Annotated in this window: 12 protein-coding genes; 7 read left to right on the plus strand and 5 right to left on the minus strand. The window is 65.2% G+C overall.

Annotated features, from left to right (window positions below; all coding sequences use genetic code 11):
• Positions 1-58 precede the first annotated feature (58 nt).
• Positions 59-1,564 carry an amidohydrolase family protein gene (locus tag OKW52_RS02980; RefSeq protein ID WP_264504387.1) on the minus strand — a complete coding sequence of 502 codons (1,506 nt, stop codon included), beginning with the start codon at positions 1,562-1,564 and terminating at the stop codon, positions 59-61.
• A 189-nt stretch (positions 1,565-1,753) separates the two neighbouring features.
• Between OKW52_RS02980 and OKW52_RS02985 the strand changes: the two genes are divergently transcribed.
• Entirely contained in the window at positions 1,754-2,500 is a 747-nt protein-coding gene (locus OKW52_RS02985; protein WP_406622183.1) for a WecB/TagA/CpsF family glycosyltransferase, read from the plus strand.
• Positions 2,501-2,503: 3 nt separating this feature from the next.
• Here the strand turns inward: OKW52_RS02985 and OKW52_RS02990 are convergent, their stop codons facing one another.
• The gene (locus OKW52_RS02990) at positions 2,504-3,469 is read right to left on the minus strand and encodes a glycosyltransferase family 2 protein (protein ID WP_264504388.1); all 966 of its coding nucleotides are present in this window, start codon (positions 3,467-3,469) and stop codon (positions 2,504-2,506) included.
• Positions 3,470-3,605: 136 nt separating this feature from the next.
• Between OKW52_RS02990 and OKW52_RS02995 the strand changes: the two genes are divergently transcribed.
• The 3 genes from OKW52_RS02995 to OKW52_RS03005 are packed head-to-tail and all read left to right on the plus strand — an operon-like array spanning position 3,606 to position 7,188.
• On the plus strand, positions 3,606-4,775 hold the full coding sequence (locus OKW52_RS02995; protein WP_264504389.1) for an acetyl-CoA acetyltransferase: 1,170 nt from the start codon (positions 3,606-3,608) through the stop codon (positions 4,773-4,775).
• Positions 4,772-6,370 (plus strand): acyl-CoA synthetase, encoded by a 1,599-nt coding sequence (locus tag OKW52_RS03000; protein WP_264504390.1) that lies wholly within the window; start codon positions 4,772-4,774, stop codon positions 6,368-6,370. Before OKW52_RS02995 ends, OKW52_RS03000 begins: the two co-directional genes overlap by 4 nt.
• Complete coding sequence (locus tag OKW52_RS03005; RefSeq protein ID WP_264504391.1) at positions 6,367-7,188, plus strand: hypothetical protein; 822 nt, start codon at positions 6,367-6,369, stop codon at positions 7,186-7,188. The genes OKW52_RS03000 and OKW52_RS03005 overlap by 4 nt, the downstream gene beginning before the upstream one ends.
• 9 nt (positions 7,189-7,197) lie before the next feature.
• Here the strand turns inward: OKW52_RS03005 and OKW52_RS03010 are convergent, their stop codons facing one another.
• Positions 7,198-7,857: a GntR family transcriptional regulator gene (locus OKW52_RS03010; protein ID WP_264504392.1), complete on the minus strand. Its 660-nt coding sequence runs from the start codon at positions 7,855-7,857 to the stop codon at positions 7,198-7,200.
• A 106-nt stretch (positions 7,858-7,963) separates the two neighbouring features.
• On the opposite strand from OKW52_RS03010, the gene OKW52_RS03015 reads away from it, so the two are divergent.
• Genes OKW52_RS03015 through OKW52_RS03025 form a run of 3 tightly spaced genes read left to right on the plus strand, consistent with a single transcriptional unit; the run spans position 7,964 to position 12,265 of the window.
• Positions 7,964-9,304 carry a malonyl-CoA decarboxylase gene (locus tag OKW52_RS03015; RefSeq protein ID WP_264504393.1) on the plus strand — a complete coding sequence of 447 codons (1,341 nt, stop codon included), beginning with the start codon at positions 7,964-7,966 and terminating at the stop codon, positions 9,302-9,304.
• Between the two features lie 19 nt (positions 9,305-9,323).
• Positions 9,324-10,892: a malonate--CoA ligase gene (locus OKW52_RS03020; RefSeq protein ID WP_264504394.1), complete on the plus strand. Its 1,569-nt coding sequence runs from the start codon at positions 9,324-9,326 to the stop codon at positions 10,890-10,892.
• Entirely contained in the window at positions 10,889-12,265 is a 1,377-nt protein-coding gene (locus OKW52_RS03025) for a M20 family metallopeptidase (protein ID WP_264504395.1), read from the plus strand. The genes OKW52_RS03020 and OKW52_RS03025 overlap by 4 nt, the downstream gene beginning before the upstream one ends.
• On the opposite strand, the gene idi is transcribed toward OKW52_RS03025, so the two are convergent.
• On the minus strand, positions 12,262-12,783 hold the full coding sequence (gene idi, locus OKW52_RS03030; RefSeq protein WP_264504396.1) for an isopentenyl-diphosphate Delta-isomerase: 522 nt from the start codon (positions 12,781-12,783) through the stop codon (positions 12,262-12,264). The genes OKW52_RS03025 and idi overlap by 4 nt on opposite strands.
• Before the next feature lie 54 nt (positions 12,784-12,837).
• Positions 12,838-14,145, minus strand: a complete 1,308-nt coding sequence (locus OKW52_RS03035) for a GumC family protein (protein WP_264504397.1) — start codon at positions 14,143-14,145, stop codon at positions 12,838-12,840.
• Positions 14,146-14,153 lie beyond the last annotated feature (8 nt).

Raw genomic sequence — 14,153 nt, forward strand, 5'->3', positions numbered from 1 at the left:
ACAATCGTTTCTTTAGGGCGATACTGGACCGGATTTCAGGCTGAAAGGTGGCGGGGGGTCACATCAGGGTCCGGGGTTTGTCAGGCGCCCGGTCCGGTGCGACGGTGGTGCCCAGCACAAGCCCGGCATGGGCGTTGCGCATCCGCGCGGTCCGGGTCGCGCGGTTGGTGGTGCGCAAGGCCTCGGCATAGCCCAGCAGCGACCCGGCGATCAGCCAGGTGAAGGGGATCAGGGTGGCGTTGGGCAGCAGATCGATCAGATTGACCGCCAGCATCAAGGCCAGCGCCGAGGCGGCGAAGGGGATTGGCGGCGCTTCGGGTTTGCGGCCTTCCCACCAGAGCGAGAGGACCGGAAGCGCCAGCAGCCCGAACATGGCGATATAGCCCAGCCAGCCATATTGCCCGATGGTAATGATCCACATGCCGTCAACGATGGTGAGTGACTCGCCCGTGGCGGGATCATAGACCATGAACCGGCCCCAGCCGCCCCATCCGAACAGCGGTTTGTCGGCGACATGTTCGATAATGCGGTCTTCGTTGGTGAAGCGGTAGTTGAGGGATTCCGCGCGTTCCTCGCTGATTGCGGCGACGCGGTCGACGATGGCCTGCGCCGGAACCAGCCCGCTGCCGCGCAAGAGCGGGTAGGCGATGACCAGCGTGACGATGATCGCGGCGATGGCCAGATGCGCGCGGGGGCGCAACACCAGGACGATGGGCAAGAAGATCAGCGTGAACATCAGCGCGCCCATGGATTTGCAGATCACCACCAGCCCGACGCCGAAAGCCACCATCACCATGCGCCGACCCGCCACCTGTCGCGTTGCCTCACGCGCGCGGGCCGAAGCGGCGAGGGCGACCATGAACGCAAAGAAGGCAACCCACAGCCCGTGCGGCATGAAGACGAAGGGGCGGAAGCCACCGTTGCGGACCGCCTGCGAGAAATCATGCTGGAAGAACCCGTAGAACCGGATGTGCAGCTGTGGGGAAAAGCGCACCTCGTACAGCATCGGCAGCGCGTAGATCAGCCCGGCGATGACCAGCGCCAACAGGATCTCGCGGATCGCCTCTTCGGTGCGCAGCAACTCGCGCGCCAGAAAGAACGGTAGCATCAGGAACATCTGCTGCACCAGCGCCGAGGCCGAGTCATAAATCCTGAGCCCCGGCAGCCCCCAGAGCGCCAGCGCATTGGGATCGACCAGCCGCATCGTGCCGAAGGTATCGACGCCGAACTGCACCGCGTCCAGATTGGTCACGACCGAGAAGGCCGGGCTGACGATGAACATGGCCAGCAGAATGCGTCCCGGCCACCCCTCGGGCACCAGATGCGGCATGCGGCCCCAAAGGCCCAGACAGCACAGAAAGGCGGTCAGGTTGGGGATGGATTCCTTGTTCATTGGCGGCACGACCGGCAGGTTGATCGAGCTGAGCTGCGGCAGGAACATATAGGCGGCCAGGATCGACCAGATCAGCGCGCGCTCGGGCGGCAACAGGCGGAACATCAGCACGCCAACAACCGGCCAGCCCAGCAGTGCCAGCAGTGCTAAACTGTTGCCAATGTCGATCATGCCTGCGCACCCTTAGGGCACCGTGACCTTGCCTGCGTCTTCATTGCCCGGTTTCCACTGCTCTGACCGCTCCACCCTCTGCCGGGGCTTTCGTCGCGGTACGGCGGAAACTATAACAATCCACAGCCGCGTTGTCTGCCCAGACCGGGGCAGGTTCACCGCCAAATGCGACGACACTAAGGGGGTTTCGTGGAGTTTTCCTTTCCGCCGCACCGGATCGTGGTGAACATGCCTGACGCGGGCACCCTGTTGTCCGAGGTGCGCCGCCGATTGCAGGCGGGTGAAGGGTTCGCGCTGGCGACGATCAATCTGGATCATCTGGTCAAACTGGCGCGCGATCCGGGGTTCCGCGCGGTCTATGCCGCGCAGGATCTGGTTTGCGCCGATGGCAATCCGATCGTGTGGCTGTCAAAGCTGGCGCGCAAGCCGGTGTCGCTGGTGCCCGGGTCGGACATGATCTTGCCACTGGCGCAACAGGCGGCGCGTGCCGGGGTGCCGGTGGCGCTGATGGGCTCGACCGGGGAAAGTCTGGCGGCGGCCGCGGTCGCGCTGAACGAGCGCGTGTCGGGTTTGCAGATCTTGGCGGCGATTGCGCCGCCGATGGGGTTTGATCCGACCGGCGAAGCGGCGCGCGCGATCCTGCACCAGATCGACGCATCCGGCGCGCGGCTGGTTTTTGTGGCGCTGGGCGCGCCCAAACAAGAGGCCTTCGCCGCCTTTGGCCGTGAGGTCACGCCGGGTATCGGCTTTGCCAGCATCGGCGCGGGGCTGGATTTTATCTCGGGTCGGCAGAACCGCGCGCCCGACTGGGTCAAGGCCATCGCGATGGAGTGGCTGTGGCGGATGCTGTCCAATCCGCGCCGTCTGGCCAAGCGTTATCTCGATTGCGCGTTGATCCTGCCGGGACAGGCGATCAACGCGTTTCGGCAGCGTTAGGGTCTATTTGTATTCGATCAGCCGGGTTTCGGTCTTGGCGACCTTGCGCGCGTAGAAGCGCAGCGCGCCGACCGCCTCGGGGAATTTGCCCAGCGTGTTGAAGAACGCTGCCGACCAGCCCAAACGCTCTTTCAGCCGCACCACTTGTAGCGGATAGGCCAGCAGCAACAGCAGCGCGGCGGGATGCAGCAGCGCGCCGAACAGCGCGACCAGCGGAATGCCCAGCCCCCAGATCCAGATGCGTCGGACCTCGGCCTGCCAATGCGGCGTTTGCGGCGTCGAGAACCGCGCGGCCCCCTCGGCAAAGGCGTGACCGGCGCGTTCGACCCGTTTCCACCACTGGCCAAAGCGGGTGACGTCGGCGTCATGCCAAGTCATCTCGGCGTCGATGCGCCAGATTGTCCAGCCGCGCGCGTGCAGGCGCAGGCACAGTTCGGGCTCTTCGCCCGCAATCAGATCTTCGCGATAGCCGTTGACTGCATTCACGGCCTGATGGCGCATCAAGGCATCGCCACCACAGGCGCGGGCTTCACCGACGGGCGTGTCCCATTCGGCGTCGATCAGGGTGTTGTAGACACTGGCCTCGGGGTGGATCTCGCGCCGTCGCCCGCAGACCACGGCGGCGCGCAGGTTTTCCGACAGGAACCGGACCGCGCGGTCCATCCAGCCCTCGCGCAGGATGCAATCGCCGTCGATGAACTGCACATAATCGGGCGCGTCTGCCTTCAGCGCTTTCAGCCCGGCATTGCGGGCGCGCGCGGCGGTGAAGGGCAGGCTCATGTCCAGCGCCACGACAATCGCGCCCTCGGCCTGTGCGGCCTGAACGCTGCCGTCGGTCGAGCCGGAATCGACATAGATAACGCGCCGCACCTGCCCGTGCAGCGATTGCAGGCAGGCTATCAGGCGCTCGCCCTCATTGCGCCCGATGACAACGGCATCGACACTCGGCTTGGGTTTGACCCGTGGCATACGCGTTACTCCATCCCTCCATGGATTAGGGGAGCACCCGGCCCGCTGTCCAGCACGCACGAATGTTGCACGCACCCACTGTGCAAGCAGCGCGCAATGTGTTGCATTCCTGCCTAGGCAGAGGAGGAGAACACCCATGACCCGCGCGCAAATCGTCGGCTGGAGCCACAGCCAGTTCGGCAAGGCCGAAGCCCCCGACACCGAATCCCTGATCGCCGGCATCCTTGGGCCTGCGTTGGAGCACGCGGGCATCGGGGCTGAGGATGTCGATGGCATCTTTGTCGGCGTGTTCAACGCCGGGTTCTCACGGCAGGATTTTCAGGCCGCACTGGTCGCGCTGGCCGATGAGCGCCTGCGCTATACCCCGGCGATCCGGTATGAGAACGCCTGCTCCACCGGCTCGGCGGCGCTCTATGGCGCGATGGATTTCATCGAGAGCGGGCGCGGCAGGATTGCGCTGGTGGTCGGTGCGGAAAAGATGACCGCGACACCGACGGCGCAGGTGGGGGACATTCTGCTGGGCGCCTCTTACGTTAAGGAAGAGGCCGAGGTTCAGGGCGGCTTCGCCGGTCTCTTCGGTCAGATCGCGCAGAGCTATTTCCAGCGCTACGGCGATCAGTCCGACGCTTTGGCGATGATCGCCGCCAAGAACCACGCGAACGGCGTCCACAACCCCTATGCCCATATGCGCAAGGATTTCGGCTTCGATTTCTGCAACACGCCCAGCGACAAGAACCCGCATGTCGCGGGCCCGCTGCGGCGCACGGATTGCTCGCTGGTCTCGGACGGGGCGGCGATTCTGGTGCTGGCGGATGCGGAAACCGCCCAGACCCTGAACCGCGCCATCGCCTTTCGGTCGCGCGTGCAGGCCAATGACTTCCTGCCCATGTCACGCCGCGATGTGCTGGAATTCGCCGGTGCGCGCCGGGCTTGGTCGCAGGCGTTGGAGCAGGCGGGGCTTAGCCTTGATGACCTCAATTTGGTTGAAACCCATGACTGCTTCACCGTCGCCGAGATGCTTGAGTATGAGGCGATGGGGCTGGCCGAGCGTGGTCAGGGCCACCGGGTGATCCGCGAGGGCATCACCGCCAAGGACGGCAAGCTGCCGGTGAATGCCTCGGGCGGGTTGAAGTCCAAGGGGCACCCGATTGGTGCAACCGGCGTGTCGATGCATGTCATGGCCGCGATGCAGTTGGCTGGCGAGGCCGGGGATATGGCGGTCAAGGATGCGCGCATCGCGGGCGTGTTCAACATGGGCGGCGTGGCGGTGGCCAATTACTGCTCGATCCTTGAGCGCGTGAAATGAGGGCGGATCTGTCCGCAGGCATCACTCCGGTGTCGACCCGGGTGATGAACCTGTCGCATCTGCTCACCGACATCGCCCGCCGCCACCCCGACGCGCCGGGGTTCATCTGGGACGACCGGGTCTGGAGCTGGTCGCAGATGGAGGCGCGCGCGGCGGCCTTTGCCGAGGCGCTGATAGAGCGGTTCGGCGTGCAAAAGGGCGACCGGATTCTGGTGCAGTCGGCCAATAACAACCAGATGTTCGAAGCGATGTTCGGCTGCTGGCGTGCCGGCTGCGTCTGGGTGCCCGCCAATTTCCGCCAGACGCCGCAGGATGTGGCCTTTCTGGCGCAATCCTCGCAGGCGCGGGGGTTGCTGGTGGGCGCGGAATTTGCCGACCACGCCCGCGCCTGCGCGCCGGTGCTCGATTTCACCATCTCGATTGGTGCGAGCGAGTTTGCCGAAGATTACGAGGCGCTGATCGCCCCCTATCTGGGCCGCGCCCGTCCCGCTGTGGGCGTGCAGCGCGATGATCCTTGCTGGTTCTTCTTCACCTCGGGCACCACCGGACGGCCCAAGGCGGCGGTGTTGACGCATGGCCAGATGGGCTTTGTGATCACAAACCACCTGTGCGACCTGATGCCCGGCACCGGGGCCGATTGGGGCACGCCGGATGCCTCGCTGGTCGTCGCGCCGCTCAGCCATGGCGCGGGGATTCACCAACTGGCGCAGGTGGCGCATGGGGTGCCGTCAATCCTGCCAGCGGGGGCAAAACTGGACCCGGCCGAGGTCTGGGCGCTGGTCGAAAAGCACCGCGTGACCAACATGTTCACCGTGCCGACCATCGTGAAACTGCTGGTCGAGCATCCGGCGGTCGATGCGCATGACCATTCCAGCTTGCGCTACGTGATCTACGCCGGTGCGCCGATGTACCGCGCCGATCAGATTACCGCGCTCGAGAAGCTCGGCCCCGTGCTGGTGCAATATTTCGGGCTGGGCGAGGTGACGGGCAACATCACGGTGCTGCCCCCGGTGCATCATTCCAGCGGCGAGATGAAGCTGGGCACCTGCGGGTTTGCGCGCACGGGGATGCAGGTGCAGGTCCAGCGCGAGGATGGGAGTGAGTGTGATCCGCTGGAAACCGGCGAGATCTGCGCCACCGGGCCGGCGGTCTTTGCGGGCTATTTCAACAACCCCGAGGCCAATGCGAAGAGTTTTCGCGACGGTTGGTTCCTGACCGGCGATCTGGGGCATATGGACGATGAGGGGTTCGTCTATCTGACCGGGCGGGCGTCGGACATGTATATCTCGGGCGGGTCGAACATCTATCCGCGCGAGATTGAAGAAAAGATCCTGCTGCATCCTGCGATCAGCGAGGTTGCCGTGCTGGGCGTGCCGAACCGCAAATGGGGCGAGGTCGGCATGGCGGTCTGCGTCTGCGCGCAGCCGGTCGAAGCTGCCGCGTTGCTGGCATGGCTGGCTGACAAGATGGCGCGCTACAAGCTGCCGCAGCATGTGGTGTTCTGGGATGAGATGCCGAAATCGGCCTATGGCAAGATCACCAAGAAGATGATCCGCGCGGAACTTACCGCGCGCGGACAGGTGCCGCCGGAATGATCGAAACGCTGCGCCATCCCGGCCCGGTCTCGGCCCGGCGCTGGGCCGTGGCCCGCTGCACGGCCGAACCGGTGGAGGTTGTCCTTCCCGTCGCCGAGACCTTCGCGAAATCCGCCGCGCTGGCGCTGGCGGATTATGACGGTGGGTGGCTGGTGATCGAGAATGAGACCCTAACAACGCTGGATTTCGTGATTCCGGGCGAGGATGCCACCGGCGCGCATGCCGCGTGGTACGCAGGGCCCTATCAGATGGGCGCGGGGCGGATTGACCATCTGGGGATGCATGTCGGCCGCAAGGACGGGGCTGCGTGGATCCATGGCCACGGCGTGTTCGATGCGCCGGGGTGGGAGGGGCCGCGCATGGGACACATCCTGCCCTTCGAGAGCCGCCTTGCCCACCCGATCCGCGCGCGGGGATGGGGTATCAGGGGCGCGAGATTGCAGGTTTGCGCAGAGTTAGAGACGAATTTCCCGCTTTTCCAGCCGGTTGATCTGGGCGGCGGCACCAACGCGGCGCTGGTCACCCTGCGGCCCAATCAGGACATGAACGCAGCCCTGGCGCTGGCGGCGGCGGAAGCGGGGATCACCGACGGGCAGGTTCTGGGGTTGGGGTCGATCGTGCGGCCAAAGCTGCAGGGCCAGCCCCGGATCGACAGCCACGCGACCGAGCTGCTGCTGACCCAAGGCACGCTGCAGAACGGCGTCGCCCGGATCGAAACCGAGATCGTCACACTGGACGCCAGCATCCACAAGGGCTGGCTGGAGCCGGGCCAAAATGGCGTCTGTATCACCGCCGAGTTGCTGGTGATCGCGGGCTGAAACAGGCTCTCAGCTTGCTGGAATCGCCTCTCGCAGCGCCGCGACCAGATCGTGAAACCGGTCGCCCTGCACGATGATATGCGCGTGGGTCGCCGCCGCTGCAGCTTCGGCATCGCCGTGCCTGACCGCGTCCAGAATAGCCTGATGTTCGCCCAGCGACCCGGCAATCCGGTTCCGGCTGCGCAGTTGCAACCGGCGGTAGGGTTGCAACATGCGGTGCAGGCGCAGCGCCTCGGCTTCCAGATAGCTGTTGTGCGTCGCGCGGTAGAGACAGTGGTGAAACACCGTGTTGCTGGCGTAATACGCCTCGGCATCGCCGGTGCCCGCGGCGGCGACGCAGGCCGCCTGCGCGGCGGTGAAGGCGACGAGTTCGGCCTCGGTGATGCGCCGCGCGGCGAGGCGGGCGCAACTGGCCTCGACCTCGGCCATGACCTCGAACCGTTCGGCCAGCTCGGCAAAGCTCCATTGCGTGACATAGGTGCCGCGTTTGGGCAGCACCTGTACCAGTCCCGACGCCTCAAGCAGTTGCAGGACATCGCGGATCGGCGTGCGCGAGCAGGCGAATTGCTGCGCCAGCGCGTCAGGGTCCAGCCGCGCGCCGGGCAGATAGTCGCCGTTCAGGATCGCGTTTTCCAGCGTCTGGCGGATGCGGTGGGTGTTGGTGCTCACGGTCTTTGCCTTTTGTGGCAGCATAACAGCGGGGCGGTTGGTATCAAACATTGGACATGATATATATAACAGAATACAGAATTGCGTATATGAATCGGAGTCAGCAATGATCAAGGTTTTTGGACAAGAGCGTCCGGCGTTTCTGGGCGATCTGTTGGATGCCGTCACCGAACGTGGCCGCGCGCTGCTGGGACTGCGCGAGGCAGGCCCGGTGCGCGCACCGGATCTGGCACAGTTGGGCGAGGTGCTGGTATCGCGGCGCGGGGAAGCCTCGGGCGTTGCCTTGGCGCAATCGTTCATCGGGGCCTATGCGGCAGCGCCCATGGCCGAACGGCTGGCCTTTCTGCACCTGCTGGCGGCGCAATTCGGGCCTGATGTCAGCGCCGTCGACACCGCCATTGCCGCGCTGAACACCGGCGAGCCGGGGGCAATCGAAGCACTGCACGCCGCGTCCGAACCCCGGCGGCAAGAGCTGTTTCGCCGTCTGAACGTTGCCCCCGGTGGCACGCAGGCGTTGCTGCGGATGCGCGAGGATTTGCTGGGTGTGCTGCGCGATCAGCCTGAACTGCGCCCGGTGAACGCCGATTTCACCCATCTGTTCGGCTCGTGGTTCAACCGGGGCTTTCTGTCGCTGCGCCAGATCGACTGGACGACTCCGGCCAATATTCTGGAGAAGATCATCCAGTACGAAGCCGTGCACGAGATCCAGAACTGGGACGATCTGCGCAACCGGCTGCAACCGCTGGACCGGCGCTGCTATGCGTTCTTTCACCCGCAATTGCCCGATGAGCCGCTGATCTTCGTTGAAGTCGCGCTGACCGTAGACAGTCCGCGCGCTGTGGCGCCGTTGCTGAACCTGACGCGCCAGCCGATTGCGGCTGAGACGGCGACGACGGCGGTGTTCTACTCGATCTCGAACACGCAACGCGGGCTGGCCGGGGTTTCGTTCGGCAATTTCCTGATCAAGCAGGTGGTTGAGCTGCTCAAGGCCGAACTGCCGCAGGTGAAGACCTTCGTCACCCTGTCGCCGGTGCCGGGGTTTGCCGCATGGCTCGCGGGGCAGCGTGACAATCCGTCGATCCTGACGCCAGCGCAATGGCAGGCGCTGGACACGCCTGACTGGCACCGCGACCCTGAGCGGGCGGCGGCGCTGGCCCCGGTGATGACCCGCGCGGCGGCGCAGTATTTTCTGGCCGCGCGCGATGCGCGGGGCCGTCCGGTCGATGCCGTGGCGCGTTTCCATCTGGGCAATGGCGCGCGGCTGGACCGTTTGAACCTGCTGGGCGATCTGTCGGCCAACGGCATGCGCCAATCGCACGGGCTGATGGTCAATTACCGCTATGCGCTTGACGCCATCGAGCGCAACCATGAGGCCTTTGCCGAATCCGGCACGATCGCCGCCTCGGACGAGGTAAAGCGGGCGGCACCGTCGCCCGTGTCTTCCTGAAACCTGTATGGACATGACAATGAGTGACAACCTGTTCGACCAGCTGACGCGGTCCATCACCGACCTTGAAGCCCCCGCGATCGAGACCGAGAGCGGCACGCTGAGCTATGCCGCGCTGATTGCGCGCACCGGGCAGATCGCCAATGCGTTGGAGATCGGCCCCGGGGACCGGGTGGCGGTGCAGATCGAAAAATCGGTCGATGCGATCCTGCTCTATCTGGCGACAGTGCGGGCGGGCGGCGTATTCTTGCCGCTGAACACCGGGTATACGGCGGCAGAGGTGGCGTATTTTCTGGGCGACGCGGCCCCCGCCGTGTTCGTTTGCGATCCGGCACAACTGGATGTGCTGAGGCCTGTCGCCAAAGCGGCGGGCGCGCGGATCGAGACGCTGGACACGCAGGGCGGCGGCTCGCTGGGGGTGGCGATAGCGGCGGCGTCGGCAGCGTTCGACACGGTGGCGCGCGGGACCGATGATCTGGCGGCGCTGCTCTATACCTCGGGCACCACGGGGCGCTCGAAAGGCGCGATGCTCAGCCACGGCAACCTTTTGTCCAACACCCGCGCGCTGCAAGACGCGTGGCGGTTCAGCGCCAGCGACGTGCTGATCCACGCCCTGCCGGTGTTCCACACGCATGGGCTGTTCGTGGCGACCAATGTCACGCTGTTTTCCGGCGCGTCGATGATCCTGCTGCCCAAGTTCGACCCGGCGCGTATTCTGGCGCTGATGGCGCGGGCGACGGTGTTGATGGGCGTGCCCACGTTCTATGTCCGGCTGCTCGATCAGCCGGGCCTGTCGCGCGATGCCGTTGAAAACATGCGGCTCTTTGTTTCCGGTTCTGCGCCGCTGCTGGAGGAAACCCACCGCAGCTGGCAAGAGCGCACGGGCCACGCGATCCTTGAACGCTATGGCATGACCGAGACGAACATGAACGTCTCGAACCCTTATGACGGCGACCGGGTCGCGGGCACCGTCGGCCAGCCGTTGCCGGGGGTTGAGGTGATTGTCACCGATCCCGCGTCAGGCGCTGAGCTGCCGCAGGGTGAGATCGGCATGATCGAAGTGCGCGGGCCGAATGTGTTTCAGGGCTATTGGCAGATGCCGGAAAAGACCGCCGAAGAGCTGCGCGCCAACGGGTTCTTCATCACCGGCGATCTGGGCCGCTATGACGACCGTGGGTATCTGCAGATCGTCGGGCGGGGCAAGGATCTGATCATCTCGGGCGGGTTCAACGTCTATCCCAAAGAGGTCGAGGCCGAGATCGACGCGATCCCCGGCGTGTTCGAATCCGCTGTGATCGGCTTGCCGCATCGCGATCTGGGCGAGGCGGTGACAGCGGTTGTTGTGACCAACGCCCGGCCTGCGCCGGATGAGGCAGCGATCCTGATGGCGCTGCACGACCGGCTGGCGAAGTTCAAGCAGCCCAAGCGGGTGCTGTTCGTCGAGGAACTGCCGCGCAATACGATGGGCAAGGTGCAAAAAACGCGCTGCGCTCGGCGTATGGGGATCTGTACGCCGGTTGAGCGCGGCTTCTCTTGTGCCGGGGCGGCCCCCTGCCCCGGCATTCCGGCAAAAAGGCTGAACGTATGACCCGAGCCACCACCCTCACCGCCGCCCGCGCCTTCGTCATCAGCGGCGGGTTTGCCGCCGAGCTGGCACCGCGCATCGCCATCCGCTCGGAAAGCCCGCGCGCCGATGCCTTGGCTGATCATCTGCTCTATCTGAACGGTGAGATGCGCCCGTTGCTGGAGGGGATGGGCTTTACCGTCACCCTGATCGACAACCCCGTTCTGCCCCGCCTGCCCGCGATCATCGCGCAGCGGATCGAAGATCCGGCGTTGAAAACCGTGCTGCTGTACGGGCATGGCGATGTGCTGTGGGGGATGGAGGGCGACTGGAAGGACGGGCGCAGCCCCTGGGTGCTGGATCAGGCGGAGGGGCGGCTTTACGGGCGCGGGACGGTGGACAACAAGGGCCAGCACGCGCTGAACCTTGCGGCGTTGCGCATCGTGTTACGGGCGCGGGGGCGGTTGGGGTTCAACGTCAAACTGCTGCTGGAGATGGGCGAGGAATGCGGCTCGCCCGGATTGAATGAGATGGCTGTCGCGCATCAGGAGGCGCTGGCTGCCGATTGCCTGATCGCCTCGGACGGGCCGCGCGCCGGATCGAAGACGCCGACGGTGTTTCTGGGCGCGCGCGGGGCGGCGACGTTTACACTGACCTGTGCGCTGCGCGAGGGCGGGCATCATTCAGGAAACTGGGGCGGGTTGCTGGTGAACCCCGGTCTGCGGCTGGCGCAGGCTTTGTCGGTGATCACCGATCCGATGGGCAAGATCCTGATCCCTGATTGGGTGCCTCAAGAGGTTGCCGCTGATGTCCGCTCTGCGCTGCAAGCCATTGAAATGGAGGTCAATCCGGGCGATCCCCTGACCGATCCGGCCTGGGGGGAACCCGGTCTGACCGGCGCGGCGCAAACCTGCGGCTGGTGCAATTTCGAGGTGCTGGCGTATCTTTGTGGCCGCCCCGAAGCGCCGGTGAACGCCATCCCCGGTTCGGCGATGGCCACCTGCCAGCTGCGCTATACCGTCGATATCGACAGCGCGCGTATCCTGCCTGCTCTGCGCGAGCATCTGGATGCGCACGGGTTTCAGGACGTGGTGATCGAGCCGCAAGGCGACGGTTTCGACAAGGCCACCCGCACCAGTTCGGACAATGATTGGGTACGGCTGGTGCTCGCCTCGATCGAGAAAACGCTGGGTCGCCCCCCTGCCCTGCAACCGAATTTCGGCGGTTCGCTGCCCAATCCGGTGTTCGCCGATACGCTGGGCCTGCCGACAATCTGGATCCCCCATTCGCACCCGGCCTGTTCGCAGCACGCGCCCAATGAGCACATGCTGCTGAGCGCGGCAGAGGAAGGCATCGCGATGATGGCCGGTCTGTTCTGGGATCTGGGCGGGGCCTAGAATCCGGCGAGCACCAGATCGGCGTGCTCGGCCAGATAGATGCGCAGCCACGGGGTGAAGTCCTGCGGGCGCTGAGCGAGCTGGTCGTGCAGTTCGGCGGTGTCGATCCAGCGGGTGTCCATGACTTCATCGGGATTGGGGGTCAGCGCCGGTTCGGCGTCACAGATGCCGAGGAACAGATCGACCACCTCATGCTCGATCATCGTGTGACCCACCGGCGCGCGGTATTCCACGACACCACGGTGCTGCAGGGCCACGCCGGTCAGCCCCAGTTCCTGCTCCAACCGCCGCTGGGCGCAATCGAGCGGCGTTTCGCCCCACAGCGGATGCGTGCAGCAGGTGTTCGCCCAAAGGCCCGGCGTATGGTACTTGGCCAAAGCGCGTCGCTGGATCAGCAAGCGCCCCCCGGCGACGACAAAGATCGACACGGCAGGGTGTTTCAGCCCGCGCTGATGCACGGTCAGCTTGTCCATCGGGCGCAACGCGCCGTCGATCCAGACGGGAATGTCCTGTTGCATCATGCTCTCACGCTTTTCAGCGCTTATTGCCGATGGCAGCGCCTTGGGAAAGGGTCAGATCATCCCTGAAAACACCAAAGCGGCGATCAGCCCGACGCCGATCAGCACCAGTCCGCCGAAGGCCCAGATCATCTGACGCCTGCGCCGTTCACGAACCGGCATGGCATAGGGGATCGATACCACCGGGCGCAGTTGCAGATCGCGCTCCATGCGCTGGGCGGTGCGGATCACCGGGTTCATCCATTCCAGCGCATAGGCCAGCAGGATGCCCAGAAAAATGCCCCCGGCGACGCCCATCACCGCCACCTTCTTGCGGCTGCGCGAAACCGGGTATTGCGGCACCAGCGCGCGTTCGAGCAGCTCGAAGCGTTCGGCCTGCTGGTCATCTTCGATCCGGGCGCCCAGTTCTGCCTCACGGCGGCGGTCGGCGGCGGCGGTGAGCTGGGCTTGCAGTTGCTCCATCCGGCGGTTCATGGCGATGACCTGCTGCTCGAATTCAGGCGCGCGGATCAGCAGCGCCTGAATTTCGGCGATACGGGCGGTCATGATGTCTTGCTGATCGGTCAGCTGGCTTAACTCTTCGGTCAACTGGGCGATCTGCCGGCGGGTTATCGCGCGGGTCGAGCTGGAGTCCTGCGCCGCGATCTCTGCCCGCTTGGCGCTGATCAAAGCGCGCAGGGCCAGCAGGTTCTCCTGAAGCCGGGCCTGTTCGTCACGGCGCTGCGTTACCGCATCGGGCAGAAAACCCTCATTGTCAGAGCGGAAGCGGGCGATTTCATTCTCAAGCCCCTGAATGCCGGTTTCCAGCCGCTGCTCTTCCGAGCGGAAGAAATCCAGCGCCTGCTGGGCGTTGGTCTGGCGGGCATCAAGGCTTTGCTGGACCATGGATTCGGCCAGTTCATTGGCGATAGCGGCCGCGGTTTCAGGATCATCATCCTGCGCGGAAACGATCAGCGCCGACAGCGAGCCGTCGCGGGTAAAGCCCTGCTGGGCGGCGGCAATCGAGGTGATCGAGAGGTTCGCGCGCAGGATGCCGACCTGCTCAACCGGGCCAAGGGGCGCGCCGTCGAACAGGTCATAGCGCTGTGCCAGATCAAGCAGCGCCTCACGCGACATCAGCCGTTGTTCAATCACCTGCACGCGGCGCGTCAGGTCGGGGGTGGCCGCAGTGGCACCGCCCTCGGTCGGGGCGACGATGACCGGGTTGATCACCTGAATCACCGCGCTGGCGGAATAGACCCGCTCGGTTTTCAGCGCCATGTACAGGCCCGCAACCGTGCCCAGCACCGTCAGCAGCACCACAATGCGCCAGCGGCGGCGCATCCAGCTGAGGATTTCGTGCAGGTTCTGAATCGGTCCCATGCGCGCGC

The sequence above is a fragment of the Pararhodobacter zhoushanensis genome (assembly GCF_025949695.1).
GTDB lineage: Bacteria > Pseudomonadota > Alphaproteobacteria > Rhodobacterales > Rhodobacteraceae > Pararhodobacter > Pararhodobacter zhoushanensis_A.

Coding starts and splice junctions, on each gene's coding strand:
- OKW52_RS03035 (WP_264504397.1), bottom strand. CDS start 14,145: ATGGGACCGATTCAGAACCTGCACGAAATCCTCAGCTGGATGCGCCGC.
- idi (WP_264504396.1), bottom strand. CDS start 12,783: ATGCAACAGGACATTCCCGTCTGGATCGACGGCGCGTTGCGCCCGATG.
- OKW52_RS03025 (WP_264504395.1), top strand. CDS start 10,889: ATGACCCGAGCCACCACCCTCACCGCCGCCCGCGCCTTCGTCATCAGC.
- OKW52_RS02980 (WP_264504387.1), bottom strand. CDS start 1,564: ATGATCGACATTGGCAACAGTTTAGCACTGCTGGCACTGCTGGGCTGG.
- OKW52_RS03000 (WP_264504390.1), top strand. CDS start 4,772: ATGAGGGCGGATCTGTCCGCAGGCATCACTCCGGTGTCGACCCGGGTG.
- OKW52_RS03020 (WP_264504394.1), top strand. CDS start 9,324: ATGAGTGACAACCTGTTCGACCAGCTGACGCGGTCCATCACCGACCTT.
- OKW52_RS02995 (WP_264504389.1), top strand. CDS start 3,606: ATGACCCGCGCGCAAATCGTCGGCTGGAGCCACAGCCAGTTCGGCAAG.
- OKW52_RS02990 (WP_264504388.1), bottom strand. CDS start 3,469: ATGCCACGGGTCAAACCCAAGCCGAGTGTCGATGCCGTTGTCATCGGG.
- OKW52_RS03015 (WP_264504393.1), top strand. CDS start 7,964: ATGATCAAGGTTTTTGGACAAGAGCGTCCGGCGTTTCTGGGCGATCTG.
- OKW52_RS03005 (WP_264504391.1), top strand. CDS start 6,367: ATGATCGAAACGCTGCGCCATCCCGGCCCGGTCTCGGCCCGGCGCTGG.